Consider the following 23,470-nt stretch of genomic DNA (forward strand, 5'->3'; position numbering starts at 1 on the left):
GCGAGGCCCTGCGCTTCGGCGGCGAGTCGGCGATCATGGAGGACGGTGGCGTATGGATGCGGCGAGACGAAAGGTTCGCCATGGACGGCGCCGTTGCCGACCGGTTCAGCCGCGGCCGGCGCCGGACCGGCGGGAGGCCTGGCATTGCCCTGTGGCTCGCTCAGCGCCCGGAATTCGTCGGCGACTTTCTGGATGATGCTGTCGGACATCGCCGTCACTCCGCCGGGCCCGGAACGGCTTGCGCGTCTCCGCCGCTCTCGTCCTTTTCGGCATCCTTCGCCCGGCGGATCGAGCGCAGGGCGTCCCAGCCGTGATCGATCGTGCCGACGATACCGCGGGGCAGGACCAGCGTCACGAAGACGAACAGGCCGCCCAGCATGAACAGCCAGAATTCCGGCGCGGCGGCGGTGAAGACGGTCTTGCCGTAATTGACGAGCAATGCCCCGATGACCGGACCGATCAGCGTGCCGCGGCCACCGACGGCCGCCCAGACCACCACTTCGATCGAGTTCACCGGCGCGAATTCGCCGGGATTGATAATGCCGACCTGCGGCACGTAGAGCGCCCCGGCGATCCCCGCCATGATGCCGGAGACGGTGAAGGCGAAGAGCTTCACATATTGCGGTCGCCAGCCGATAAAACGGGTGCGGCTTTCGGCATCGCGCACGGCGATCATCAGCTTGCCGAGCTTGGACCGGGTGATCCAGCCGACGAGGAGGACGGCAATGGCGAGCGCGATGCAGCTTGCCGCAAAGAGCCCCGCACGGGTCGAGGCCGCCTGGATCGGGAAGCCGAGGATGTCCTTGAAGTCGGTCAGGCCGTTATTGCCGCCGAAGCCCATGTCGTTTCTGAAGAAGGCGAGCAGCAGCGCATAGGTCATCGCCTGGGTGATGATCGACAGATAGACGCCGGTGACGCGCGATCGAAAGGCGAAGAAGCCGAAGACGAAGGCGAGCAGCCCCGGCACCAGCACCACCATCAGGCAGGCGAACCAGAACTGGTCGAAGCCCAGCCAGTACCAGGGCAATTCCTTCCAGTTCAAAAACACCATGAAGTCCGGCAGAACGGGATTGCCATAGACGCCGCGCGAGCCGATCTGGCGCATCAGATACATGCCCATGGCATAGCCGCCGAGGGCGAAGAAGGCGCCGTGGCCGAGCGACAGGATGCCGACATAGCCCCAGACGAGATCGAGCGAGAGGGCGAGCAGCGCGTAGCAGACATATTTGCCCCAGAGCGGCACCAGATAGGACGGCACGTGCAGGGCATGATCCGGCGGCAGCGCCAGATTGGCGAGCGGCACGAGAATCGCCGCCGCGAGAATGACCGCAACGAGGATCCAGACCCGTGGGCCGAGGAAGCGGGCTAGCAGCATCGCGCGACCTCCGGGCAGAGCCCCGGAACATGCGACCGCCCTTTGCGACTAGCCTGATCTCCCCCCTCGAGGGGGAGATGCCTGGCAAGGCAGAGGGGGGCGCGCAGGGCGCTTCGTTCTCCGATTTCCAACGGTTGCAGCTGCCGCCTACCCCCCTCTGGGCTGCCGCCCATCTCCCCCTCAAGGGGGGAGATCGGCCAATCGCTGACGCCAACGCTTAAAATCGCGAATATCGACCCGATCCCGCTCATGCCTCGACGAACCTTCCCTTCTGGGCGAACAGGCCGCGGGGGCGCTTCTGGATGAACAGGATGATCAGGACGAGCACGACGATCTTGCCGAGCACCGCACCGGCAAAGGGTTCGAGAAACTTGTTGACGATGCCGAGGGTCATCGCGCCGACCAGCGTGCCCCACAGATTGCCGACCCCACCGAAGACGACGACCATGAATGAGTCGATGATGTAGCCCTGGCCGAGATTGGGCGAGACATTGTCGATCTGGCTGAGCGCGACGCCGGCGATGCCGGCGATCCCCGAGCCCAGGGCAAAGGTCATCGCGTCGACCCAGGGGGTGCGGATGCCCATCGCCGCCGCCATCTTGCGGTTCTGGGTGACGGCCCGCATCTGCAGGCCGAGCGGCGTCTTGTTGAGAACGGCGAGCAGGGCTGCGAACACCACCAGCGCGAAGACGATGATCCACAGCCGGTTCCAGTTCACCGACATCAGGCCGAGATCGAAGGCGCCGGACATGAAGTCCGGATTGCCGACCTCGCGGTTCGACGGCCCGAAGATGGTGCGCACCGCCTGCTGCAGGATCAGCGACACCCCGAAGGTGGCGAGCAGCGTCTCCAGCGGCCGGCCGTAGAGAAAGCGGATCAGCCCGCGCTCCATGACGAGGCCAACGGCGCCGGCGACGAGGAAGGCGAGCGGCAGCGCGATGAACAGCGAGTACTCGAACAGGCCGGGGGCGTTGGTGCGGATGAACTCCTGGACGACATAGGTCGTATAGGCGCCGATCATCACCATCTCGCCATGGGCCATGTTGATCACGCCCATCACCCCGAAGGTGATGGCGAGGCCGATGGCGGCGAGAAGCAGCACCGAGCCGAGCGACAGGCCGTACCAGACGTTCTGCATCTGGTTCCAGAAGGCGATGTTGTTCTGGATGGCGACGATCGCCGCCTCGGCTGCCTGCTTGGCCACCGGATCGTCGGTGGCCCCGGCAAAGCGGGTGAGCATCGTCAGGGATTCGCGGTCGGCCCGGTTGGCGAGGATCTTGGCGGCGGCCGCCTTTTCCTCGGCCGGCCGGTCGGAGACGAGGACGGCGCTCGCCCGCGCCTCCTCCATGCGCGCCTTGACGCCGGCGTCCTCCTCCGACGCGATGGCGGCATCGAGCGGCTCGATCATTTCGGGATCGGCCTCGGAGAACAGCGTCTCGGCAGCGCGCATGCGCTGGGCCGCGCTGTCGGCGCCGAGCGTCAGGGATCCGAGGGCGGTGGTGACGGCGTTGCGGATGGAATTCTTGACGCGGACCTTCTGCATCTCGCCGCGCGGCACGGTGCCGGCGGCCTCGCCGGTCATCGGGTCGAAGATCTCGTAGTCGTCGCCCTTTCGCTTGCCGATGAACACCGCCTCGTCGCTCTCGCGCCAATAGAGGTCGCCGTCGCGCAGTGCCCTGAGCGCCCGAGCAACGTTCGCGTCACCCGTCCTGGCGAGTTCGGAAATGACGGCTTCGGTATCGTCGTAGCTCTGCTTGCCGCCGAATTTCTGGACGATCGCGGCCGGGTCCGCCGCCTGCTGCGCGACGGCAGGGGCAACGAAGAGCACGAAGGCAAGGCCCGCAAGGAGCCAGCGGATCGATCGGTTCATCTGGTCTCGTCATCCTTGGCGGCCTGTGGCCGGCCAGCAGCCCGGCCACTTGCGGTGGACCGGAAGCCTTCAAAGCGGATGCAGGGCGGCTCGCGACAAGCCGCCCCGCCGGCGCTGCTTGGGAGGCAGGCATCGATGCTTTTGTCAGGGCGACGTCGATCGCCCCGACCGGGAGCAGGCTGCGCTTGGGAGAAGACGCGAGCCCCGGCCCGTTTCGCGCAAGCGGGAGGTTGCGGTCGGAAAGCCGGTGCCCAGGCGTTCCGACCGGCTCCCGCCGGCGCGGATCAGTTGGACTTCTCGGCCATGGTGTCGCCGAGGCACTTCTTCGCCTCGGTGTCGTAATTGCCGCATTTCAGGTCGACCCAGTCGGCCTCGAGCTTCTTCGATTCCGGCAGGAAATCCGACCAGGCATCGCCCGGGACGAGATCGTCGGTTTCGGAGACCACGTCGAACTGGCCCTCGTCGTTGATCTCGCCGATCAGCACCGGCTTGGTGATGTGATGGTTCGGCAGCATCTTCGAGGTGCCGCCCGTCAGGTTGGCCTGCTCGATGCCCGGCAGCGCGTCGATCACCTTGTCCGGATCGGTGGTGCCGGCCTTCTCGACCGCCTTCACCCACATGTTGAAGCCGATATAGTGGGCTTCCATCGGATCGTTGGTGACGCGGTCGTCATTGCCGATGAAGGCGTGCCACTTCTTGATGAAGTCCTTGTTCTCCGGCGTATCGACGGATTCGAAGTAGTTCCAGGCGGCGAGATGGCCGACCAGCGGACCGGTGTCGATGCCGGCGAGTTCCTCCTCGCCGACCGAGAAGGCGACGACCGGGATGTCGGTCGCCTTGATGCCCTGGTTGGCGAGCTCCTTGTAGAACGGCACGTTGGCGTCGCCGTTGATCGTCGAGACCACCGCCGTCTTCTTGCCGGCCGAGCCGAATTCCTTGATCTTGGAGACTTCCGTCTGCCAGTCGGAGAAGCCGAAGGGGGTGTAGTTGACGATGATGTCCTCGGCGGCGACGCCCTTGTCCTTCAGATACTGCTCGAGGATCTTGTTGGTCGTGCGCGGATAGACGTAGTCGGTGCCTTCCAGAACCCAGCGCTCGACGCCCTCGCCCATCAGATAGTCGACGGCGGGGATCGCCTGCTGGTTCGGCGCAGCGCCGGTGTAGAAGACGTTGCGCTCGGATTCCTCGCCCTCGTACTGGACCGGATAGAACAGGATCGAGTCGAGCTCCTTGAACACCGGCAGCACCGACTTGCGCGACACCGACGTCCAGCACCCGAAGACCACCGCCACCTTGTCCTGGCTGATCAGCTCGCGGGCCTTTTCGGCAAAGAGCGGCCAGTCCGAAGCCGGATCGACGACCACCGGTTCGAGCGGCCGGCCGAGGACGCCGCCCTTCTTGTTCTGCTCGTCGATGAGCATCAGCATGGCGTCCTTGAGGGTCGTCTCGGAGATCGCCATCGTTCCGGAAAGCGAGTGGAGGATGCCGACCTTGATCGGCTCGCCGCTCGGCTTGGTGTCCTGGGCGTGGGCCCCAGACAGACTGAAGGCGGTAATGGTGGCCGCCGCGGCCGTCTTCTGCATCCAGGTGATGGCTGATCGCATGTCTTACCTCCGGTCGTGCCGGGCTCGATTCCCGGCTTCGCGGAAGCGACGTTGCAAAGCCCGTGCCAGACCTGCCTTTCCGTAAGGTCGCTTGGGGCCTTGGCCGCAGCCCGGTGCCTGCTCGGCTTTTGCCTGCGACAGATCGGGGCTATCGGGACAACTGGCACTTCGCAGGTCGACTAAAAATTAGGCGATCAGATCAACAAAGAGCCAAAAGCGGGCCCAAAGCCCATTCAATGGGCAGATCAGGCGGCCGAGGAAACTACCGGCGCCTCCCGAAGATCATTCGGTCTCGATCGCCTCGATCGCCAGCTTCGCCAGAACCGGGACGCTGCGGCCGTAAAGCTGCGCCTTTTCCGGGTTGGAGGCATTGCCGTCGGCATAGCGCTTGAAGACGCCCTGCAGGATCGCCGCGAGGCGGAAGAAGGAAAAGGCCAGGTAGAAGGTCCAGCCTTCGATGCCGGCAAGCCCGCGACGCTCGCAATATCGCGCGACATATTGCGCCTCGGTCGGAATGCCGCGCTCCGCCCTGTTGATCCCGCCGAGGCCCTTGAAGGCGCCGAGATTGGGCAGGCGCCACTGCATGCACTGATAAGCGAGATCGGCAAGCGGATGGCCGAGGGTCGAAAGCTCCCAGTCGATTACCGCCAGCACCTCCAACTTTTCCGGCGCAATCAGCATGTTGTCGAGCCGGTAGTCGCCATGGACCAGGGTGGCGACGCCGTCGTCCGCCGGCAGGTTCTCCTCAAGCCAGGCGATCAGTCTTTCCATCTCAGGGATGTCGTCGATCTTCGACTGGCGCCACTGGTCCGTCCAGCGCGACAGCTGCCTGGCGAAATAATTGCCGGGCCGGCCAAAATCGGTGAGGCCCGTCGCCGCGAGATCGACGTCGTGGATCGCCGCGAGGGTGGCGTTCATCTGGTCGAAGACGGCGCCGCGCTCGGCCGGATCGTCGAGTTCCGGCAGGGCCGGATCGAAGAAGGTCCGCCCCTTGACGAAGGCCATGACGAAGAAAGCCCGGCCGATCGGCGAGACGTCGTCGGTGGCCAGATGCAGCATTTCGGGGACGGGCACGCCGGTTCCAGCAAGGGCCTTCATCACCCGGTATTCGCGGTCGACCTGATGGGCCGATTTCAGAAGCTTTCCCGGGGGCTTGGCCCGCAGCACATAGGTGCCGCTGTCGGCGTCCAGCCGATAGGTCGGGTTGGACTGACCGGACTGGAACTTGACGATCGCCGACAGCCCGGAAAAGCCCGCGATCTCGCTTTCGAGATAGGCGCCGAGCGCGTCCTGATCGAGCTTGCCGTCCTCGCCGTCGCTCATCTCCCGTCTCCTCCCCGGATCACCTGCATTTCGTCTTGAAGCCCGACGGGCGACGCGGTGCCGCCCGGCGGTCGATCAGCTCTCAGGCGGCGTCATGACCGTGAGCGTGATCCAGTCCGCCACCAGCGCCGGCTTGATCGCCCCCTCGATCTCCACCGCGACATCCCAGCCGGTCTGCAGGCTGACCGCCCGCTCCGTCAGGGCGACCATCCGGAAACGGCCCCGCACTCTTGCGCCCGCCTTCACCGGATTGAGGAAACGGACCTTGTCGAAGCCGTAGTTCATGCCCATCCGCGTTCCCTCGACGCCTGGGATTGCCTCATAGGCGAGGGTCGAGAGCAGCGACAGGGTGAGAAATCCGTGGGCGATCGTCCCGCCGAAGGGCGTCTCGGCCTTGGCCCGCTCGGGATCGACATGGATGAATTGATGATCGTGGGTGGCGAGCGCGAAACGGTCGATCATCGTCTGGTCGACGGTCAGCCACGGCGAGAACAGCGGCTCGCCTTCCAGATGCGCCCGATAGTCGGCGAGCGGCACCATCCGCCCGGCAAGCAGCGCTTCCGTTTCGGCCACCGAATTGAGGGCCATCATGCCTCCCCGAAAAGTTCAGGTCCCGTCATCACGCCGATCCCGCCGTCGATGGGCAGGATCGCGCCGGTGATATATGCGCCGGAGCGGCCGCAAAGAAACAGCGTGGCGCCGGCAATGTCGTCGGGAAGGCCGATCCGCCCGAGCGGCACGCCGCTGCCGACCCGCTGCGCCTGCTCGTTTGTTCCCGTCGCAAAGGCCGTCATCTTCGACTGGAAGGGCCCCGGCGCAAACGCGTTGACGGTGATGCGGCGGGCCGCAAGCTCCTTCGCCAGCGAGCGCGTCAGGTGATGCACCGCGGCCTTGGACGCCGCATAGGAATAGACGTGTTCGGAGAGCGGCTGGGCGCCCATCACCGAGCCGAGATTGAGGACTCTTGCCGGGTCGTCGTCGCTGGCGGAGGCCTCCAGCAACGGCAGCAGCGCCTGGGTCAGGGCGAAGAGGCCGGTGACGTTGACCGAGAGCACCTTGTTCCAGGCGTGATAGGGAAACTCGCCGAGCGGCGCACCCCAGGAAACGCCGGCATTGTTGACGAGGATCTGCAGCCGGTCGGTCCGCTCGCCGATGGCCCTTGCAAGCGCCTCGACGCCCTCCTCGGTGGAAACGTCGCCGGCAAGGGCGAAAACCTCGCCTTCAACCCCCTCGCCGTTGATCTCGGCCGCCGCAGCCTCGCAGGCCTCCAGCTTGCGCGAGGCGATGTAGACCTTCGCGCCGGCGCCGGCGAGCGCCGTCGCGATCATCCGCCCGATGCCCGTCGCCCCGCCGGTCACGAGGGCCGTCTTGCCTTCCAGCGAAAACAGCCGCTGCAAAATCGCCTGGGTCATCGTCGATCCTTTCCTCCCTGAAATCTCGCCGACATCTAGACCACAATCTCGAATTGACACCATACGGCAATGTATGTCCCATCCCCCGAGATCGCCGGCGCCAGGCGGCCCGGCCGAGCGGAGGATCGCCGATGCCGCGAGCGCCAGCATCCGGAAAGCCGCGTGGCAGACCACCGCGGGGGGAGCGCAATTTCGCCGCCATCCGCGGTGCCGAGGACATGGCCTTCCGCCGCCGGATCCTCACGGCGGCCGCCGAGATCTTCGCCGAACGGGGCTTTGCCACGGCCTCGATCGACGAGGTGGCGCGGCGCCTCGGCGCCACCAAGGGCCTCGTCTATCACCGCTATCGATCGAAGGGGGAGCTGTTCGCCGATGTCTGCGAGGACGGGCTGAGGGACATCACGTCCCGGCTCGAGGCGATCGCTGAACGTCGCGACCGGGCGATCACCCGGCTGACGGAGGCCGCGACGCTGCATGCCGGCGACGTCCTTGCCCGCACGGCGCTCCACCGCACGCTCGCCGAGGCCGCCTCGGGCACCGCAGCCGCTGCACTCCCCGAGATGGAGGCGGACGCCCTTTCGGGCCTTGGTGCCCTGCGCGAGCGCTACGAGGCGGTGTTCGTCGAGCTGATCGCCGGCGCCGCCGACCAGCGCGACCTTCCGGCCGGCCGCGACACCGAGATGCTCGGCCGCATCTTCGTCGCGGCTCTCGATGCGCCGCTTGCCTGGTCGCCGGCGACCCTTGCCGGCCTTGCCGGGAAAGGCGGTTTGATCGCGCGGCAACTGGCCTATTTTGCGATACGGGGAGCAGGAGCGTCGGATGCGACGCTGGCGGAGGAGTTTTCACGATGACCAATCCCGGGGCGATGGATCTCGGCCTGTCCGAGCGGCTGCGGCCGATCCATGCGGCGGTGCGCGACATGGTGCGCAACGAGATCGCGCCGGCAAGCGAGGAATTTCTCGCCGACGTGCCGAAGGACGGGCGCTTCGTCTACACGGCGCGGCAGAAGGACATTTTGGAGGGGCTGAAGGCGACGGCGAGGGATCGCGGCCTGTGGAACTTCTGGCTGACCGACTCGGAGCGAGGCTACGGCCTCAACACGGTCGAATACGCCTATCTCGCCGAGGAAATGGGCAAGGCGCATCTCGGCGCCGAGACCTTCAACTGTTCGGCGCCGGACACCGGCAACATGGAGGTGCTGGAGCGCTTCTGCACCGAGGAGCAGAAGGCGCCCTGGCTGCCCCGGCTGCTCGATGGCGAGATCCGCTCGGCCTATCTGATGACCGAGCCGAACGTCGCCTCCTCGGACGCGACGAACATCGCCATGAGCTGCGTTGCCGATGGCTACGACTATGTCCTCAACGGCGAGAAATGGTGGGCGTCGGGCGCCGGCGATCCGCGCTGCGCGATCTACATCGTCATGGTGCGCAGCGGCGGCGAGGACCAGCCGAAGCACAGGCGCCATTCGATGCTGCTGGTTCCGGCGGAAACGCCGGGGATCGAGGTGCTGCGGGCAATGCAGGTCTATGGCGACGACGATGCGCCGCACGGCCACATGCATATCCGCTTCACTGACGTCCGGGTGCCGCGCTCGGCGATGATCCTCGGCGAGGGCCGCGGCTTCGAGATCGCCCAGGGCCGGCTCGGACCTGGCCGGATCCACCATTGCATGCGAGCGATCGGCCATGCCGAGCGGGCACTGGAGCTGCTCTGCGAGCGCGCCCTCTCCCGGGAGGCCTTCGGCAAGCCGCTGGCCGAGCTCGGCGAGAATTACGACATCATCGCCAAGGCGAGGACGGATATCGAGATGGCCCGGCTCCTCTGTCTGAAGGCGGCCTGGATGATGGACGAGGGCGACCCGAAGGCGGCGGCGCCGTGGATTTCTGCGATCAAGGTCGTCGCGCCGAATGTCGCTCTCGATGTCGTCGACCAGGCGGTGCAGATGTATGGCGGCCAGGGGATTTCGCAGGATACGCCGCTCGCCCGGATGTGGACGCATCTGCGCACCCTGCGCCTCGCCGACGGGCCGGACGCGGTGCATCGCCGGCAGGTCGCGCGGTGGGAGCTGAAGAAGCACCGATGATGCCGCCGGCCGGCGCCGACGAGCGTCGGCGCAGATGCCGGGGCTCGTGAAGATCCCCGGGCGGGGCGAGGTCGATCGGTCAGGCGCCGTCGTCCCGGAAGAACAGGAACAGCGCGGCGATGACCGTCAGGCCCATGCTGACGATCGTCGCGAGATAGAGGACCGGTTCGTCGGCCGTGACGTAGCGAAACCGGCCGAACGGCAGATAGGTGCCGAGCCGGCCGTTGAGTATCGCACCCGCCAGGCCGTAGAGGCACGGCAGCGCGACCGCCGGCGCGACCACCGCCGGAAGCAGGGCCGGCGATGAAATCCGCAGGGCTCGCAGTTCGTCACGAAGGCCGAGCGCCTGAAACCATAATTTACCTTTCGTAAACCATCCCTGAGACGACTGCGCATCATGGGACAGAGCCAAATCAATCATTGGATCTTCTTCCATAACAACTATGACCTGCGATGAAACGCCGCAGCCTAGAAAAAGTTCGACGACAGTAACAAGAGATCAATACGTGAAGACAATTTTAACTATATCTGGAGTTGACGATTGAGGGCGATCGTTTGCGAAACCTACGGGGCAATTGCCGATCTGGCCTGGCGGGACTGGCAGAATCCGCAGCCGGAAGGGCGGCAGATCGTCATCGCGGCAGAGGCGATCGGCGTTAACTATCCTGACGGACTCCTGGTGCAGGGGCTCTATCAGGCGCGTCCGGAGCTGCCCTTCATCCCGGGCATGGAGGCGGCCGGCCGCGTCGTCGCCGTCGGGCCGGATGTCTCGCGCCACGCCGTCGGCGACCGGGTGGTCGTCCAGCTTTCCCACGGCGCTTATGCCGAAAGAGTGCTCGCCGACGAAAAGGCGGCGATGCCCCTCCCCGATTCGGTGTCCGACGAGGCGGCCTGCGCCCTCGTCTGCGCCTACGGCACTTCGCACCATGCGCTGAAGCAGCGGGCGAAGCTTGCATCCGGCGAGACGCTGCTGGTCCTCGGCGCCGCGGGCTCGACCGGCATCGCAGCGATCGAGATCGGCAAGATCATCGGCGCCCGGGTGATCGCCGTCGCCTCCAGCGAGGAAAAGCGTGCGCTCGCCAAAGCCAAGGGCGCCGACGAGGCGATCGGCTATGACGACCTTCGCGGCGACATCAAGCGGCTGACCGGCGGCAACGGCATCGACGTCGCCTTCGACCCGGTCGGCGGCGAGGCATTCGAAGCCGTGGCCAGGTCGATGGCCTGGAACGGCCGTCTGCTGGTCATCGGCTTTGCTTCCGGCACCATTCCGAAGCTCGCGGTGAACCTTGCCCTGGTGAAGGGCTTTGCCTGCGTCGGCGTGTTCTGGGGCGCCTTCACGACCAAAGAGCCGGATGTCTTTGCCGCAAACATGGCCGAGCTGATGGGCTGGGCGGCAGCCAGCAAGGTCCGGCCGGAGATCAGCGAGCGGGCGAAACTGAGGGACGCGGCCGACGTCCTCCAGCGGATGCACGAGCGCAAGACCCTCGGCAAGATCGTGCTGATTCCCTGACCGATGCCTGCGGGCCCGGAGAACGGCGAACTGGTCGCGCTCGGCGAACGGCAGGATGACGGCGTGACCGTCGCCGGCCCCGGGCGGCGGCTGTCGGAGACCGATTGCCGGACGGGCTGCATTTCGCCGATCTTCTGTTATAGTGGCAGGCGACGTCCCCGCTCCTGCCGCGCTTTCTTCAGCCGGCCGAGCGTCGACGGCGGCGCGTACGATGCGAGACGCCGGCAGCAATTGCCGGCCCGTCTCGCCGGATCGGGCGTCGATACCCGGGGCCCTGACATTGCATGTTTTGCATTCCGCCACATTTTACGCGGATTGATGACGACGAAGGGGCTCTTCCATGCGACGGCGCGGGTTCGAGACGGCAGATACCGGGGCAAATGCCCTGCAGTGTCGCTCTTCCTGCACCGCGCCTGATCCGGCGGCTTTCCCCGCTCGACAAGACGAGCGGCCGGCGGCCGGATCGAAGACTGGAGAAGATTGACAATGCCGACGATCGCCCTCGTGGATGACGACCGAAACATTCTGACGTCCGTCTCGATTGCACTGGAAAACGAGGGTTACAGGGTCGAAACCTACACCGACGGAGCCTCCGCCCTCGAGGGCCTCCAGTCGAGCCCGCCGCATCTGGCGATCTTCGACATCAAGATGCCCCGCATGGACGGGATGGAGCTGCTGCGGCGGCTGCGCCAGAAGTCCGATCTGCCGGTGATCTTCCTGACCTCCAAGGACGAGGAGATCGACGAGCTCTTCGGCCTGAAGATGGGCGCCGACGACTATATCCGCAAACCCTTCTCGCAGCGGCTGCTGGTCGAAAGGGTGCGGGCGATCCTCCGGCGCGGCGCGCCGCGCGAAGCGGGAGCCAAGGCGCCCGGTCAGACGGTCTCGCCCGAATCGTCGCTGGAGCGCGGCCAGCTGGTGATGGACCAGGAGCGCCACACCTGCACCTGGAAGAGCCGGCCGGTGACCCTGACCGTTACCGAATTCCTCATCCTGCACGCGCTGGCGATGCGGCCAGGCGTCGTGAAGAGCCGCGACGCGCTGATGGACGCCGCCTATGACGAGCAGGTCTATGTCGACGACCGCACCATCGACAGCCACATCAAGCGGCTGCGCAAGAAGTTCAAGGCGATCGACGACGATTTCGACATGATCGAAACTCTCTACGGCGTCGGGTACCGTTTCCGCGAGGTGTAAGCGGAACAGGCCCGAACAGGCGGGGTCCCGGCCGCAGCGCCTCTCATACGGCCGATGCGTCGGCGGCATGACCGGAGAGGCCGGTCGCAAGGGTGCCGTCATCGCCGATCACCCTCTGCCGGGCAGCCGCCGGTCTGCCAGACTTGAAGGTTCATGGTTTCGGTTTCGGAAAGTGACGACAGGCAGAGCCAGGACGACGCCGCAGCGGAGCGCCGGCGGCGCCGCGACGCCATGGTGCGCAAGCGGCTGCGCCGCCTGCCCTTCATCCGCCGCGTCCTCTACCGGCTGCGCTGGCTGCTCGGCCACTCGATCTTCTCCTCGCTGACGCGGCGGATCGTCTTCCTCAACCTCGTCGCGCTGATCGTGCTGGTCTCCGGCATCCTCTATCTCAACCAGTTCCGCGCCGGGCTGATCGACGCTCGCGTGGAGAGCCTTTTGACCCAGGGCGAGATCATCGCGGCGGCCATCGCCTCCTCGGCGACGGTCGAGACCAATTCGATCACCCTCGATCCGGAGCGGCTGCTCGAACTCCAGGCCGGCGACACGCTGGCTCCTTCGGCGGAAGCGACCGACAGCCTCGACTTCCCGATCAATCCAGAGCGCGTCGCCCCGCTTCTCCGGCGGCTGATCTCCCCGACCAGAACCAGGGCGCGGCTCTACGACCGCGACGCGAATCTGATCCTCGATTCGCGCCACCTTTATTCCCGCGGCCAGATCCTGCGCTACGACCTGCCGCCCGTCTCTCCCGACGCGCCGAACCTTGCCAGCCGCACCCTGTCCTATCTGCGCGGCATCTTCACCGGCAACGACCTGCCGATCTACCGCGAGGCGCCCGGCGGATCGGGCACCGCCTATCCGGAGGTGATGAACGCCCTCACCGGCGGCCCGGCCACCGTGGTTCGGGCAACGGAGAACGGCGAGCTGATCGTCTCGGTCGCCGTGCCGATCCAGCGCTTCCGCGCCGTCCTCGGCGTGCTGCTCCTGTCGACCCAGGGCGGCGACATCGACAAGATCGTCCAGGCCGAGCGAATGGCGATCGTGCGGGTCTTCGGCGTCGCTGCGCTGGTGGTCATCGTCCTGTCGACGCTGCTCGCCTCAACCATCGCGACGCCGCTGCGCCGTCTGTCGGCGGCCGCCATCCGGGTGCGGCGCGGCGTCAAGGACCGTGCGGCGATCCCCGACTTCGGCGACCGCACCGACGAGATCGGCAATCTCGCCCGCGCCCTCAGCGACATGACGCAGTCCCTCTATGCGCGGATCGATGCGATCGAATCCTTCGCAGCCGACGTCTCCCACGAACTGAAGAACCCGCTGACCTCGCTGCGCAGCGCCGTCGAGACCCTTCCGCTCGCAAGGAACGAGAATTCCCGCGAGCGGCTGATGGAGATCATCCAGCACGATGTCCGGCGGCTCGACCGGCTGATCACCGACATTTCCGACGCCTCGCGCCTCGATGCCGAACTCGCCCGCCATGTCGCCGCCAAGGTCGATCTCGCCGCGCTGCTGCGCTCCGTCGTCGAGGGCGCCCGCAGCCATGTCGCGCCGGGCCGCAAGGTGACGATGAATTTCGCGGCACAGAAGCTGCCGCCGACGCAGCGGCTCGGCTACGTCGTCGCGGGCCATGACCTGCGCCTCAGCCAGGTGTTCACCAACCTGATCGAGAACGCGCGGTCCTTCGTCCCGGCCGAGGACGGGCGCATCGACGTCTATATCCGCCGGCGCGGCCAGCGGGTGATCGTCACCATCGAGGACAACGGCCCGGGTATCCAGGCCGAGATCATCGACCGGATCTTCGAGCGCTTCTACACCGACCGGCCGGCCGGCGAGGCCTTCGGCCAGAATTCCGGCCTCGGCCTGTCGATCTCGCGGCAGATCGTCGAGGCCCATGACGGGACGATCCGCGCCGAGAACATCGAGGACGACGAGGCACCGAACGGCATCGGCGGCGCCCGCTTCGTCGTCACCCTGCCGGCAGAATGACCGCCCGCGCCAATCTTCACGCCTCCGCCGTCGCGCTCGGTGGCCGCGGCGTCCTCATCCGCGGGCCGGCGCGAAGCGGCAAGTCGGCACTCGTTCTCGCGCTTCTGCGGCGCGGCCCGCTTCCCGGCGCGGCCGCGGAACTTGTTGCCGACGACCGGGTGGACATCGAAGCCGCCGATGGCAGCGTCCGGCTTTCGGCACCCGCGATGCTGAAGGGCATGCTGGAGATTTCCGGCATCGGCATCGTCACCGAGCCGGCGCGTCCCGCCGCGGACCTCTGGCTCGTCGCCGACCTCGAACCAGCCGACGCCCTCCCTCGCCATCCCGGTACCCTGTCCACCGAGATCCTCGGCCTCTCCTTCCCGATGGTGCGGCTGCCGCGACAGGAGGCCGCATTGGCGGCCGACATCCTCCTCACCCTCGCGCTTTCCAGCCGCCTGCCGGACTGATTGTTCGCGACGGGGCGGTGATCGATGCATGCAAAAGCATCACACAAGCCCAAGCAGCGATCATTTGACTTGCGGATTCGGTCAGGGCTGCCAAGATGCCGCACGCTGACGAAGGGTCGGCGGCTACTTTCGGGTCGGCCAGGACCCGCAAGCGGGCCGCAAATGCAAGGCTGTCGGCCGGAACCGGACGAAGGTTTGCGGGTCGGCACGACGGGCGATCGAAGAATTTGGAGCGGCCTTCGCGGATCCTGTTCGGATGCGAGGCACGCGAGAAGGTGATGGAGAAAGCGGCCATGGCAGGCTCCAGCGACGTGCGGATCGGCGAGGCGGCATGATCGGACTGGTACTCGTGACCCATGGCAGGCTGGCCGACGAGTTCCTCAACGCCGTCGAACACGTCGTCGGGCCGCAGGATGCCTTCGAGACCATCTCGATCGGCCCCGAGGACGACATGGAGCAGCGCCGCATCGACATCGTCGAGGCGGTGGCGCGGGCCGATCGCGGCGCGGGCGTCATCATTCTCACCGACATGTTCGGCGGCACGCCGTCGAACCTCGCCATTTCGGTGATGGAGGGCAGCCGGGTCGACGTGCTCGCCGGCGTCAACCTGCCGCTCCTCATCAAGCTCGCCAGCGTGCGCGAGGAAAAGCCGATGAGCGAAGCGCTGCTGGCGGCCCAGGAGGCCGGACGAAAATACATCAACGTGGCAAGCCGCGTCCTCAGCGGGAATTGAGAGCCGGAACCGTGCGAAGCTTCGAGAACAAGGATGGGCGCGGGATGGCACTCGAAGCGGCTACCGCAGACCCCGATTGCGACGGCGCCGCCGCGCCGCAGAAGCCGCGCCGCGCCGACGAGCCCGCCCCGCGCATCCTGCCGATCGTCAACAAGCGCGGGCTGCATGCGAGGGCCTCGGCCCGCTTCGTCGAGACGGTCGAGAATTTCGACGCCGAGGTCACCATCTCGCGAGACGGCATGAGCGTCGGCGGCCTGTCGATCATGGGCCTTCTGATGCTCGCCGCGAGCCAGGGCACTTCCATCGAGGTTAGCGCCAGCGGGCCGGATTCGGTCGCCGTGCTGGACGCCCTCGAACGCCTCGTTGCCAATCGCTTCGGCGAGGATGGCTGAGGCGCGTCAGCCCTCGTGCTGCCGTTCGGCAAGCTTCGTCTTTTCGTCGACTGTGGCAACAGCCCGGGAATCGGCGATCGGTCTTCGGCAAAGACGATGCGCTGACTCAGGACATCGAAGTGGTCTTTGCGCGCTTCGGAGCACACCCTGCTCCGGACGCGAAAAATCCGGCGCAGCCTCCGCCACGCCGGCCTTCCAATATCTTGCTTTTGCGGCTTGCGGCCGGCAGGAGATCCCGCCCAGCCCCTCGGCGAAGATCAGTCCTCGTCGTCCTCGCGCCCGCCGCCGATGATGCCCGACATGTCGTCGTCTTCCTCGTCGTCCTCGAGGAAGGTGTCGTCATTGTCGCCGTCATCGGAATCGTCGTCGATGTCCGGAAGGTTGTCGACGTCGGAATCGTTCTCCTCTTCCGCGACGTCTTCCAGGGAAACGGTGTCGGGAGTGCTCTCGACGGTTTCCGTCTCCTCCTTCTCCTCGGGCTCCTCCTCGATCTTGGAGTTCTCCCCCTCGAAATAGGAGCGTGGATAGCTCTTGCCCGTGAAGGGCGACACGATGGGATCCTTGTTGAGATCGTAGAACTTGCGTCCGGTTTCGGGATCGACCCGTTTGGTTCCGAGCTCGGGCTTCGCCATTACTGCCTCATCATTCCTGTCTCAATTGCTCGCCGCAGGCCGTGGCAGCTGGCGCGACATCTGCCCGACCGAGGCGATTGTCGCCAGAGTCCGGCGCTCGATGGCCGCCGTTCCCCGGCGGGAGCGACGCATGCGTTTCGGCCGGTCCCTGGCCCGGCAAAATCGGCTGGTCCATACGGCCTCGTCCAGCCCTTGTCAAAGCCCCATTGGATCGACAGAAAGGGCACATGGCCGGTGTGCGATCAAGCGATTTCTCGCAACGCCCTCGCGACCACCGACACGCCGCCCGCAAGCGGCGACGACCAGGATTGGGAAACATGCAGCCTACCGACCAGACGCCGCTGCCGCTTGCGGCAAGACGGGCGGGCGCGCTCACCGGCCGGGTGCGCGTGCCCGGCGACAAGTCGATCTCGCACCGGGCCTTCCTGTTCGGCGGCCTCGCCGCCGGAACGACGCGGGTCCGCGGCCTTCTCGAAGGCGAGGACGTGCTGGCGACCGGCCGGGCGATGGCGGCGATGGGCGCCAGGATCAGGAAGGACGGCGACGTCTGGGTGATCGACGGCGTCGGCAACGGGGCCCTTCTCGAGCCGACCGGCGTCCTCGACTTCGGCAATGCGGGCACCGGCGCGCGGCTCACCATGGGCCTCGTCGGCAGCTACGACTTCGGCGCTACCTTCGTCGGCGACGCGTCGCTGTCGCGCCGGCCGATGGGCCGCGTGCTAGATCCGCTGCGGCTGATGGGTGTCCAGGTTGTGGCGCGGTCGGGTGACCGGCTGCCTTTGTCGATCCACGGCCCGCGGGTCGCCGCGCCGATCCGCTACCGGGTGCCGATGGCTTCGGCGCAGGTGAAGTCGGCCGTGCTGCTTGCCGGGCTGAACGCGCCGGGCGTGACGACGGTGGTCGAGCCTGTCGCGACGAGAGACCATACCGAAAAGATGCTGTCCGGCTTCGGCGCATCGCTCGATGTGACGAGCGATGCCGAAGGCAGCCGCCACATCGCCCTCGAGGGCCAGGGCCGGCTTACGGCCGTCGAGGACCTGACGGTGCCGGGCGACCCGTCGTCGGCCGCCTTCCCGCTGGTCGCGGCGCTCATTGTCCCAGGCTCCGACGTCGTCATCGAGAACGTCCTGATGAACCCGACCCGCACCGGTCTGATCGAAACCCTGCTCGAGATGGGCGCATCCATCGAGATCGCCAACCGGCGGAACGAGGGCGGCGAGGACGTCGCCGATCTGCATGTCCGCCACTCCGAACTGAAGGGTGTCGCCGTTCCCCCGGAGCGGGCCCCGTCGATGATAGATGAATATCCGGTGCTCGCCGTCGCGGCAGCCTTTGCCGAGGGAACGACCCTGATGCAGGGCCTCGACGAGTTGCGCGTTAAGGAAAGCGACAGGCTCGCCGCGGTCGCCAAGGGTCTGGCGGCAAACGGCATTTCCCATGAGGAAGGCGCCGACAGCCTGTCGGTCACCGGCATCCCGGACGGAAAGGGCCTTGGCGGCGGACGGGTCGACACCCATCTCGATCACAGGATCGCCATGAGCTTCCTCGTCCTTGGCATGGCGAGCGAGAAACCGGTCGGCATCGACGACGCGCGGATGATCGCGACGAGCTTTCCCGAGTTCCGCGCAATGATGGCGGGTCTCGGCGCAATGCTGGACCCGGTTGCGGGGAGCTGAGACGGCATGGGCCGGAATTGATGACGCTGTTACTCGTCCTCGTGTTCTTCACCCCGCTTGCGGCCGTCTATGGACGGTATCGGGCGCGGGTGCTGCTGTCCGAGGGAACGAATCTTGGCCAGCGGCTTCTCCGCCTCGCGCCCTTGCCGACGGTCGTCCTTGCCGCTCTGATCGTCGCCGTCGAAGCGCGCTCTGTCGGACCGATGGGGACCGCAACCCCTTCCCCGGAGCCGGCGCACGGGAGCTTCGTCAATGCCGCGTTGAGCTTCGTCGGCACGATCCTCCACTGGATCGGCGACCTTTCGCTCATTCTCTTTTTTCTCAGCATCCCTTATGTCATTGGCAGTATGATCGCCGCAGGACTGCTCATTCTCGACGCCAGGGGCGAGATCACCCTCACGCCGCTGGCCGTCGAAGCCGAAGAGGCCGCGCAATGACGGCGCCGCTCACCATCGCCATCGACGGCCCCGCCGCCGCCGGCAAGGGCACGCTCGCCAAGCGTGTCGCCCATCACTATTCGCTGCCCTATCTCGACACCGGCCTGCTCTACCGGGCGGTCGGGCGGCAGATCCTGCTCGCCGGCTCCGATCCTGACGACCCATCCGAGGCCGGCGCCTTCGCCCGCGCCCTCGACGTTGCCCATCTCGACGATCCGACGCTCCGCGGCCACGAAGCCGGCGAGTTCGCCTCGCGGGTCGCGGTGCATGGGGAGGTGCGCGAGGCACTCACCGAATTCCAGCGCAGCTTTGCCGCCCGGCGCGAAGGCGCCGTCCTCGACGGCCGCGACATCGGTACGGTGATCTGCCCGAATGCCCGCGTCAAGATCTTCGTCACCGCCTCCCCCGAGGTCAGGGCCCGCCGGCGCACTGACGAACTCCTCGCCCATGGTCGCGACGACGTCGACTACGAACGTATCCTCGCCGAGGTGAAGGCCCGCGACGAGCGCGATTCCGGCCGCGTGGTGGCACCACTCAGGCCGGCTGACGATGCCCACTTGCTGGACACCAGCGAATTGGATATAGATGCGGCATTCCGGGCTGCCTGCGAGGTCGTTGATCGCGTTCTGGCGGAACCGGACAGGCATTGAGGGGCCGCTTCCGGAAGGAGGCGAGCCCTTTTCGGCTATCAGGGGCGGCGCGTGCCGCCGCCACCCGGCCATGCTGAACCAGTCGTCCGGTCAAGGCTTTTCGAGCGCCGACCATTTCCGCCCGCCGCGAGACGCTGCCGGGCGCCCCTGGAGGTTTCCGCCGTTCATTCGCGGAAACCGGAAGCCCGGAACGGACGATCCGACAACGCTCAACCCGCGCGGGGCGGATACCCCGAGGCGCATGCCCTTCCCGACGAGACGCGTCACGAAGGGTCCCCAAGGAGAAAGAATGTCTAACCTCAACCCCTCGCGCGAAGACTTCGCGTCGCTGCTCGAAGCCTCATTCCATGAGCAGGACGTCGCCGAAGGCATGGTGGTCAAGGGCACCGTCGTCGCGATCGAAAAGGACATGGCCGTCATTGATGCCGGCCTGAAGGTGGAAGGCCGCGTGCCGCTGAAGGAATTCGGCGCCAAGGGCAAGGACGGCGAGCTGAAGGTCGGCGACACCGTCGAGATCTATGTCGAGCGCATCGAGAACGCTCTCGGCGAGGCTGTCCTGTCGCGTGACAAGGCGCGCCGCGAGGAAAGCTGGGTCCGCCTCGAAGAGAAGTTCAACGCCAACGAGAAGGTCGAGGGCCAGATCTTCAACCAGGTCAAGGGCGGCTTCACGGTCGACCTCGACGGTGCCGTGGCCTTCCTGCCGCGTTCGCAGGTCGACATCCGTCCGATCCGCGACGTCACCCCGCTGATGAACACGCCGCAGCCCTTCCAGATCCTCAAGATGGACAAGCGCCGCGGCAACATCGTGGTCTCGCGCCGTACAGTTCTCGAGGAGAGCCGGGCCGAGCAGCGCTCCGAGATCGTCCAGAACCTCGAAGAGGGTCAGGTCGTCGAGGGTATCGTCAAGAACATCACCGACTACGGCGCCTTCGTCGACCTCGGTGGCATCGACGGTCTCCTGCACGTCACCGACATGGCCTGGCGCCGCGTCAACCATCCGACCGAGATCCTGCAGATCGGCCAGACCGTGAAGGTCCAGATCATCCGGATCAACCAGGAAACCCACCGCATCTCGCTCGGCATGAAGCAGCTCGAGGCGGATCCCTGGGACGGCATCGGCGTCAAGTACCCGATGGGCGTCAAGGTCACCGGCCGCGTCACCAACATCACCGACTACGGCGCCTTCGTGGAGCTCGAGCCGGGGATCGAGGGTCTCATCCACGTCTCCGAGATGTCCTGGACGAAGAAGAACGTCCATCCGGGCAAGATCCTCTCCACCTCTCAGGAGGTCGAGGTGGTCGTTCTCGAGGTCGACCCGAACAAGCGCCGCATCTCGCTCGGCCTCAAGCAGACCCTGCAGAACCCGTGGGAAGCCTTCCGCGACAAGTTCCCGGTCGGCACCCAGGTCGAGGGCGAGGTCAAGAACAAGACCGAGTTCGGCCTGTTCATCGGTCTCGAAGGCGATGTGGACGGCATGGTCCATCTCTCCGATCTCGACTGGAACCGTCCGGGCGAGCAGGTGATCGAGGAGTTCAACAAGGGCGACATCGTCAAGGCCCAGGTCCTCGACGTCGACGTCGACAAGGAGCGCATCTCGCTCGGCATGAAGCAGGTTGGCGGTGATCCGTTCGTCGACGCTGCAGAGGCCGGCGAAATCCGCCGCGGCTCGATCGTCACCTGCGAGGTCGCCGAGATCAAGGACGGCGGGCTCGAGGTGAAGATCGTCGATAGCGATCTGACCGCCTTCATCCGCCGCTCCGATCTCGCCCGCGACCGCGACGAGCAGCGCCCCGAGCGCTTCCAGGTCGGCCAGAAGGTCGATGCCCGCGTCACCCAGTTCGACAAGAAGGCCCGCAAGGTCGGCGTGTCGATCAAGGCGCTGCAGATCGCCGAGGAGAAGGAAGCCGTCGCGCAGTACGGCTCGCAGGACTCCGGCGCTTCACTCGGCGACATTCTCGGCGCGGCCCTGAAGAACCGCGGCGACGACGAGTAAACGACCGGCTTGCCGGCGGGGCACCCTCCGCCGGCGGACTGCCAGACATGAAAAAGCCCGCGGCGAGCGATCGCCGCGGGCTTTTGTCTGTTATCTCTCGTTCAGACGGCACTGCCGGATCTGCGACGGCTACCCTCTCGCCGTATGCGCCGGCCGGATCTCGGCGTCGAGCCGCGTCACGGCGACGCCCTTGGCCATCCGCTCCAGCGTCGGCGACAGGCCGGAGAGGCCGATTGCCTGGCTCTTCCTGACCAGAAAGCCCTCGGCCATCGCGGTGCGAATCTGACGCAGCCTGCGCAAGAAGCCGGGACGATCGATCGCCGCCCGGCGGAAGCGCGCGCAGGGCGCCACCGAGCGCCCGGCGCCGACCGTCTCGACATGGTCGATCACCGCGCCGATCCAGCCGGGCATCAGCCGCGCGCCCGGCTCGAGGAACAGCAGCCATTCGCCCTTGGCGGTGCGTATCGCCTCGCGCAGCTCCTCCGCGGCAATCACCCGGCATCCGGCATGATCGGCGACCTTGCGGGCGTCGGCGCCCATCGCGCGATCGACCAGCACGACCTCGCGGACGATCCCCTCCACCGCCCCCGGAACGAGGCTTGCCAGTGTCGACGCCAGTTTCTGGTCGTCCGGACCGCAGTCGATAAAAACGCTCAACATGTTCCCCGGAGTAGCGGAGGTTGCAGGCACTGGCCAGTGCGGTCTCATTTTGTTCTTGTAATGTTCGCTCTTTGGCATTAGCTATCTGTTCACCAACGACTGCCCACCATGGGAGGGCCGAAGATGCAGCAGATCACCGCAGCCGACCGCGCCGCTTTCGCCGGGGCCAACGGCGTCGAAATCGCCAACCATATCGTCGACAAGGCCAATCTCCGGGTTCCGGCCGACAGGCGGCGGGGCCGCGGCGCCGGCATCAATCCATCCGGGCGCTACGAGCCGTTCTCCCGCGCGAGCTTCGACGACGGCTGGGAGACGCTCGACAGCCTGCCGGCTTTCAAGACCGAAGTGCAGGTGGAAAAGCCGAAGATGATCATCACCCGCAATGCCTCGCCCGACATCTCCTTCGACCGCTCGATCAACCCCTATCGCGGCTGCGAGCATGGCTGCGTCTACTGCTTCGCCCGGCCCACCCATGCCTATATGGGTCTTTCTCCGGGGCTGGACTTCGAATCGCGGCTCTTCGTCAAGCCGAACGCCGCCGAGCTTTTGGAGCGCGAACTCGCCAAGCCCGGCTACGAGGTGAAGTCGATCGCCATCGGCACCAACACCGATCCCTATCAACCGATCGAGAAGGATCGGCGGGTGATGCGCGAGATCCTCGAGGTGCTCGAGGCGGCGAACCATCCCGTCGGCATCGTCACCAAGTCGGCGCTGGTGACCCGCGACCTCGACATCCTGTCGCGCATGGCGGCGAAGGGCCTCGTCAAGGTGGCTCTGTCGGTCACCACCCTCGACCGGACGCTGGCAAGGGCGATGGAGCCCCGCGCCGCCACCCCGGCAAAGCGTCTCGATGCGGTGCGCACGCTCTCCGAAGCGAAGATCCCGACCATGGTGATGACCGCGCCGATCATCCCCGGGCTCAACGACTCGGAGATCGAGCGGCTGCTCGAAGCCGCCGTGACCGCCGGCGCGAAGGAGGCGGGCTACGTGCTCCTGCGGCTGCCGCTGGAGGTGGCGCCGCTCTTCAAGGACTGGCTGCTGCGGCACTATCCGGATCGCTACCGCCACGTTCTTTCCCTGCTTCGCTCGATGCGCGACGGCAAGGACTACGACGCCGAATGGGGCAAGCGCATGCGCGGCTCGGGGCCATACGCCTTCCAGATCCGCCGCCGCTTCGAGATGACGGCCCGGCGGCTGAACCTCAATGCCGACCGGACGAAGCTGCGGACCGACCTGTTCACGCCGCCGAAGAGCGCCGGCGTTCAGCTCGCCCTGCTCTGATCGTCGCGGCGGACGTCCTTGAGGGTTGCGGCCTTTTCGGACGGATATCCACAAGGCCTGCGGGTGGTATCGGCGATGCCGCGAGCCCGATCCGCAGGCAAGGCTGGTCGCCGGGGCGCCGCATCGCCCTTTGCGCGGCAGCCCGGCGGCCCTTGCGGCCGGCCGGGCAGGTCTGCCACCGTCCGGCGCCCCCCGGGCGGCGGCGGGCCTTGC

General features: G+C 66.5%; 22 protein-coding genes. 13 read left to right on the plus strand and 9 right to left on the minus strand.

Features of this window, described 5'->3' with window-relative positions; genetic code table 11:
* Positions 1-214 precede the first annotated feature (214 nt).
* The 6 genes from urtC to E3C22_RS08175 form a co-directional block, all read right to left on the minus strand.
* Positions 215-1,375: an urea ABC transporter permease subunit UrtC gene (urtC, locus tag E3C22_RS08150; RefSeq protein WP_134761493.1), complete on the minus strand. Its 1,161-nt coding sequence runs from the start codon at positions 1,373-1,375 to the stop codon at positions 215-217.
* Positions 1,376-1,622: 247 nt separating this feature from the next.
* Positions 1,623-3,245, minus strand: a complete 1,623-nt coding sequence (gene urtB, locus E3C22_RS08155) for an urea ABC transporter permease subunit UrtB (protein WP_134761494.1) — start codon at positions 3,243-3,245, stop codon at positions 1,623-1,625.
* A 284-nt stretch (positions 3,246-3,529) separates the two neighbouring features.
* Positions 3,530-4,849 (minus strand): urea ABC transporter substrate-binding protein, encoded by a 1,320-nt coding sequence (gene urtA, locus E3C22_RS08160; RefSeq protein WP_245514849.1) that lies wholly within the window; start codon positions 4,847-4,849, stop codon positions 3,530-3,532.
* A gap of 282 nt (positions 4,850-5,131) precedes the next feature.
* On the minus strand, positions 5,132-6,172 hold the full coding sequence (locus tag E3C22_RS08165) for a phosphotransferase family protein (RefSeq protein WP_134761495.1): 1,041 nt from the start codon (positions 6,170-6,172) through the stop codon (positions 5,132-5,134).
* 75 nt (positions 6,173-6,247) lie between these two features.
* The gene (locus E3C22_RS08170; RefSeq protein WP_134761496.1) at positions 6,248-6,760 is read right to left on the minus strand and encodes a MaoC family dehydratase; all 513 of its coding nucleotides are present in this window, start codon (positions 6,758-6,760) and stop codon (positions 6,248-6,250) included.
* Positions 6,760-7,584: an SDR family oxidoreductase gene (locus E3C22_RS08175; protein ID WP_134761497.1), complete on the minus strand. Its 825-nt coding sequence runs from the start codon at positions 7,582-7,584 to the stop codon at positions 6,760-6,762. The genes E3C22_RS08170 and E3C22_RS08175 overlap by 1 nt, the downstream gene beginning before the upstream one ends.
* A 131-nt stretch (positions 7,585-7,715) precedes the next feature.
* On the opposite strand from E3C22_RS08175, the gene E3C22_RS08180 reads away from it, so the two are divergent.
* Entirely contained in the window at positions 7,716-8,435 is a 720-nt protein-coding gene (locus E3C22_RS08180) for a TetR/AcrR family transcriptional regulator (RefSeq protein WP_134761498.1), read from the plus strand.
* Between the two features lie 14 nt (positions 8,436-8,449).
* A complete protein-coding gene (locus E3C22_RS08185) occupies positions 8,450-9,667 on the plus strand; it encodes an acyl-CoA dehydrogenase family protein (RefSeq protein ID WP_425364964.1) in 1,218 nt (405 codons plus the stop codon).
* 79 nt (positions 9,668-9,746) lie between these two features.
* Here E3C22_RS08185 and E3C22_RS08190 read toward each other — a convergent pair whose 3' ends face one another.
* Entirely contained in the window at positions 9,747-10,103 is a 357-nt protein-coding gene (locus E3C22_RS08190; protein WP_134761500.1) for a hypothetical protein, read from the minus strand.
* Positions 10,104-10,208: 105 nt separating this feature from the next.
* On the opposite strand from E3C22_RS08190, the gene E3C22_RS08195 reads away from it, so the two are divergent.
* From E3C22_RS08195 to E3C22_RS08220, 6 genes are all read left to right on the plus strand, one after another.
* Positions 10,209-11,177 (plus strand): NADPH:quinone oxidoreductase family protein, encoded by a 969-nt coding sequence (locus tag E3C22_RS08195; protein ID WP_134761501.1) that lies wholly within the window; start codon positions 10,209-10,211, stop codon positions 11,175-11,177.
* A gap of 486 nt (positions 11,178-11,663) precedes the next feature.
* Positions 11,664-12,374 (plus strand): response regulator transcription factor, encoded by a 711-nt coding sequence (locus E3C22_RS08200; RefSeq protein WP_134761502.1) that lies wholly within the window; start codon positions 11,664-11,666, stop codon positions 12,372-12,374.
* 153 nt (positions 12,375-12,527) lie between these two features.
* The gene (locus tag E3C22_RS08205) at positions 12,528-14,354 is read left to right on the plus strand and encodes a sensor histidine kinase (RefSeq protein WP_134761503.1); all 1,827 of its coding nucleotides are present in this window, start codon (positions 12,528-12,530) and stop codon (positions 14,352-14,354) included.
* On the plus strand, positions 14,351-14,803 hold the full coding sequence (locus tag E3C22_RS08210) for an HPr kinase/phosphorylase (RefSeq protein ID WP_134761504.1): 453 nt from the start codon (positions 14,351-14,353) through the stop codon (positions 14,801-14,803). Before E3C22_RS08205 ends, E3C22_RS08210 begins: the two co-directional genes overlap by 4 nt.
* 331 nt (positions 14,804-15,134) lie before the next feature.
* A complete protein-coding gene (locus E3C22_RS08215) occupies positions 15,135-15,536 on the plus strand; it encodes a PTS sugar transporter subunit IIA (protein ID WP_134761505.1) in 402 nt (133 codons plus the stop codon).
* A gap of 44 nt (positions 15,537-15,580) precedes the next feature.
* The gene (locus E3C22_RS08220; RefSeq protein ID WP_134761506.1) at positions 15,581-15,928 is read left to right on the plus strand and encodes an HPr family phosphocarrier protein; all 348 of its coding nucleotides are present in this window, start codon (positions 15,581-15,583) and stop codon (positions 15,926-15,928) included.
* 257 nt (positions 15,929-16,185) lie between these two features.
* Here E3C22_RS08220 and E3C22_RS08225 read toward each other — a convergent pair whose 3' ends face one another.
* Positions 16,186-16,560 carry a TIGR02300 family protein gene (locus tag E3C22_RS08225; protein ID WP_134761507.1) on the minus strand — a complete coding sequence of 125 codons (375 nt, stop codon included), beginning with the start codon at positions 16,558-16,560 and terminating at the stop codon, positions 16,186-16,188.
* A gap of 317 nt (positions 16,561-16,877) precedes the next feature.
* On the opposite strand from E3C22_RS08225, the gene aroA reads away from it, so the two are divergent.
* The 4 genes from aroA to rpsA all read left to right on the plus strand — a co-directional run bounded on the left by aroA (position 16,878) and on the right by rpsA (position 21,316).
* On the plus strand, positions 16,878-18,236 hold the full coding sequence (gene aroA / locus E3C22_RS08230) for a 3-phosphoshikimate 1-carboxyvinyltransferase (protein WP_134761508.1): 1,359 nt from the start codon (positions 16,878-16,880) through the stop codon (positions 18,234-18,236).
* A 20-nt stretch (positions 18,237-18,256) separates the two neighbouring features.
* Positions 18,257-18,673 carry a hypothetical protein gene (locus E3C22_RS08235; protein WP_134761509.1) on the plus strand — a complete coding sequence of 139 codons (417 nt, stop codon included), beginning with the start codon at positions 18,257-18,259 and terminating at the stop codon, positions 18,671-18,673.
* Positions 18,670-19,323: a (d)CMP kinase gene (gene cmk / locus E3C22_RS08240; protein WP_134761510.1), complete on the plus strand. Its 654-nt coding sequence runs from the start codon at positions 18,670-18,672 to the stop codon at positions 19,321-19,323. Before E3C22_RS08235 ends, cmk begins: the two co-directional genes overlap by 4 nt.
* 289 nt (positions 19,324-19,612) lie before the next feature.
* Positions 19,613-21,316 carry a 30S ribosomal protein S1 gene (gene rpsA / locus E3C22_RS08245; protein WP_134761511.1) on the plus strand — a complete coding sequence of 568 codons (1,704 nt, stop codon included), beginning with the start codon at positions 19,613-19,615 and terminating at the stop codon, positions 21,314-21,316.
* Positions 21,317-21,445: 129 nt separating this feature from the next.
* Here rpsA and E3C22_RS08250 read toward each other — a convergent pair whose 3' ends face one another.
* Positions 21,446-21,976, minus strand: a complete 531-nt coding sequence (locus tag E3C22_RS08250; protein WP_134761512.1) for a glycosyltransferase family protein — start codon at positions 21,974-21,976, stop codon at positions 21,446-21,448.
* A 123-nt stretch (positions 21,977-22,099) separates the two neighbouring features.
* On the opposite strand from E3C22_RS08250, the gene E3C22_RS08255 reads away from it, so the two are divergent.
* A complete protein-coding gene (locus E3C22_RS08255; protein ID WP_134761513.1) occupies positions 22,100-23,257 on the plus strand; it encodes a PA0069 family radical SAM protein in 1,158 nt (385 codons plus the stop codon).
* Positions 23,258-23,470 lie beyond the last annotated feature (213 nt).

Origin of the sequence: Jiella endophytica (assembly GCF_004519335.1) — a bacterium.
Taxonomy (GTDB): Bacteria; Pseudomonadota; Alphaproteobacteria; order Rhizobiales; family Rhizobiaceae; genus Jiella; species Jiella endophytica.

Bases quoted from the DNA above. Each gene is read 5' to 3' on its own strand.
- urtC (WP_134761493.1), bottom strand. From the start codon at position 1,375: ATGCTGCTAGCCCGCTTCCTCGGCCCACGGGTCTGGATCCTCGTTGCG.
- urtB (WP_134761494.1), bottom strand. From the start codon at position 3,245: ATGAACCGATCGATCCGCTGGCTCCTTGCGGGCCTTGCCTTCGTGCTC.
- urtA (WP_245514849.1), bottom strand. From the start codon at position 4,849: ATGCGATCAGCCATCACCTGGATGCAGAAGACGGCCGCGGCGGCCACC.
- E3C22_RS08165 (WP_134761495.1), bottom strand. From the start codon at position 6,172: ATGAGCGACGGCGAGGACGGCAAGCTCGATCAGGACGCGCTCGGCGCC.
- E3C22_RS08170 (WP_134761496.1), bottom strand. From the start codon at position 6,760: ATGGCCCTCAATTCGGTGGCCGAAACGGAAGCGCTGCTTGCCGGGCGG.
- E3C22_RS08175 (WP_134761497.1), bottom strand. From the start codon at position 7,584: ATGACCCAGGCGATTTTGCAGCGGCTGTTTTCGCTGGAAGGCAAGACG.
- E3C22_RS08180 (WP_134761498.1), top strand. From the start codon at position 7,716: ATGCCGCGAGCGCCAGCATCCGGAAAGCCGCGTGGCAGACCACCGCGG.
- E3C22_RS08185 (WP_425364964.1), top strand. From the start codon at position 8,450: ATGGATCTCGGCCTGTCCGAGCGGCTGCGGCCGATCCATGCGGCGGTG.
- E3C22_RS08190 (WP_134761500.1), bottom strand. From the start codon at position 10,103: ATGGAAGAAGATCCAATGATTGATTTGGCTCTGTCCCATGATGCGCAG.
- E3C22_RS08200 (WP_134761502.1), top strand. From the start codon at position 11,664: ATGCCGACGATCGCCCTCGTGGATGACGACCGAAACATTCTGACGTCC.
- E3C22_RS08205 (WP_134761503.1), top strand. From the start codon at position 12,528: ATGGTTTCGGTTTCGGAAAGTGACGACAGGCAGAGCCAGGACGACGCC.
- E3C22_RS08210 (WP_134761504.1), top strand. From the start codon at position 14,351: ATGACCGCCCGCGCCAATCTTCACGCCTCCGCCGTCGCGCTCGGTGGC.
- E3C22_RS08215 (WP_134761505.1), top strand. From the start codon at position 15,135: ATGATCGGACTGGTACTCGTGACCCATGGCAGGCTGGCCGACGAGTTC.
- E3C22_RS08220 (WP_134761506.1), top strand. From the start codon at position 15,581: ATGGCACTCGAAGCGGCTACCGCAGACCCCGATTGCGACGGCGCCGCC.
- E3C22_RS08225 (WP_134761507.1), bottom strand. From the start codon at position 16,560: ATGGCGAAGCCCGAGCTCGGAACCAAACGGGTCGATCCCGAAACCGGA.
- aroA (WP_134761508.1), top strand. From the start codon at position 16,878: ATGCAGCCTACCGACCAGACGCCGCTGCCGCTTGCGGCAAGACGGGCG.
- E3C22_RS08235 (WP_134761509.1), top strand. From the start codon at position 18,257: ATGACGCTGTTACTCGTCCTCGTGTTCTTCACCCCGCTTGCGGCCGTC.
- cmk (WP_134761510.1), top strand. From the start codon at position 18,670: ATGACGGCGCCGCTCACCATCGCCATCGACGGCCCCGCCGCCGCCGGC.
- rpsA (WP_134761511.1), top strand. From the start codon at position 19,613: ATGTCTAACCTCAACCCCTCGCGCGAAGACTTCGCGTCGCTGCTCGAA.
- E3C22_RS08250 (WP_134761512.1), bottom strand. From the start codon at position 21,976: ATGTTGAGCGTTTTTATCGACTGCGGTCCGGACGACCAGAAACTGGCG.
- E3C22_RS08255 (WP_134761513.1), top strand. From the start codon at position 22,100: ATGCAGCAGATCACCGCAGCCGACCGCGCCGCTTTCGCCGGGGCCAAC.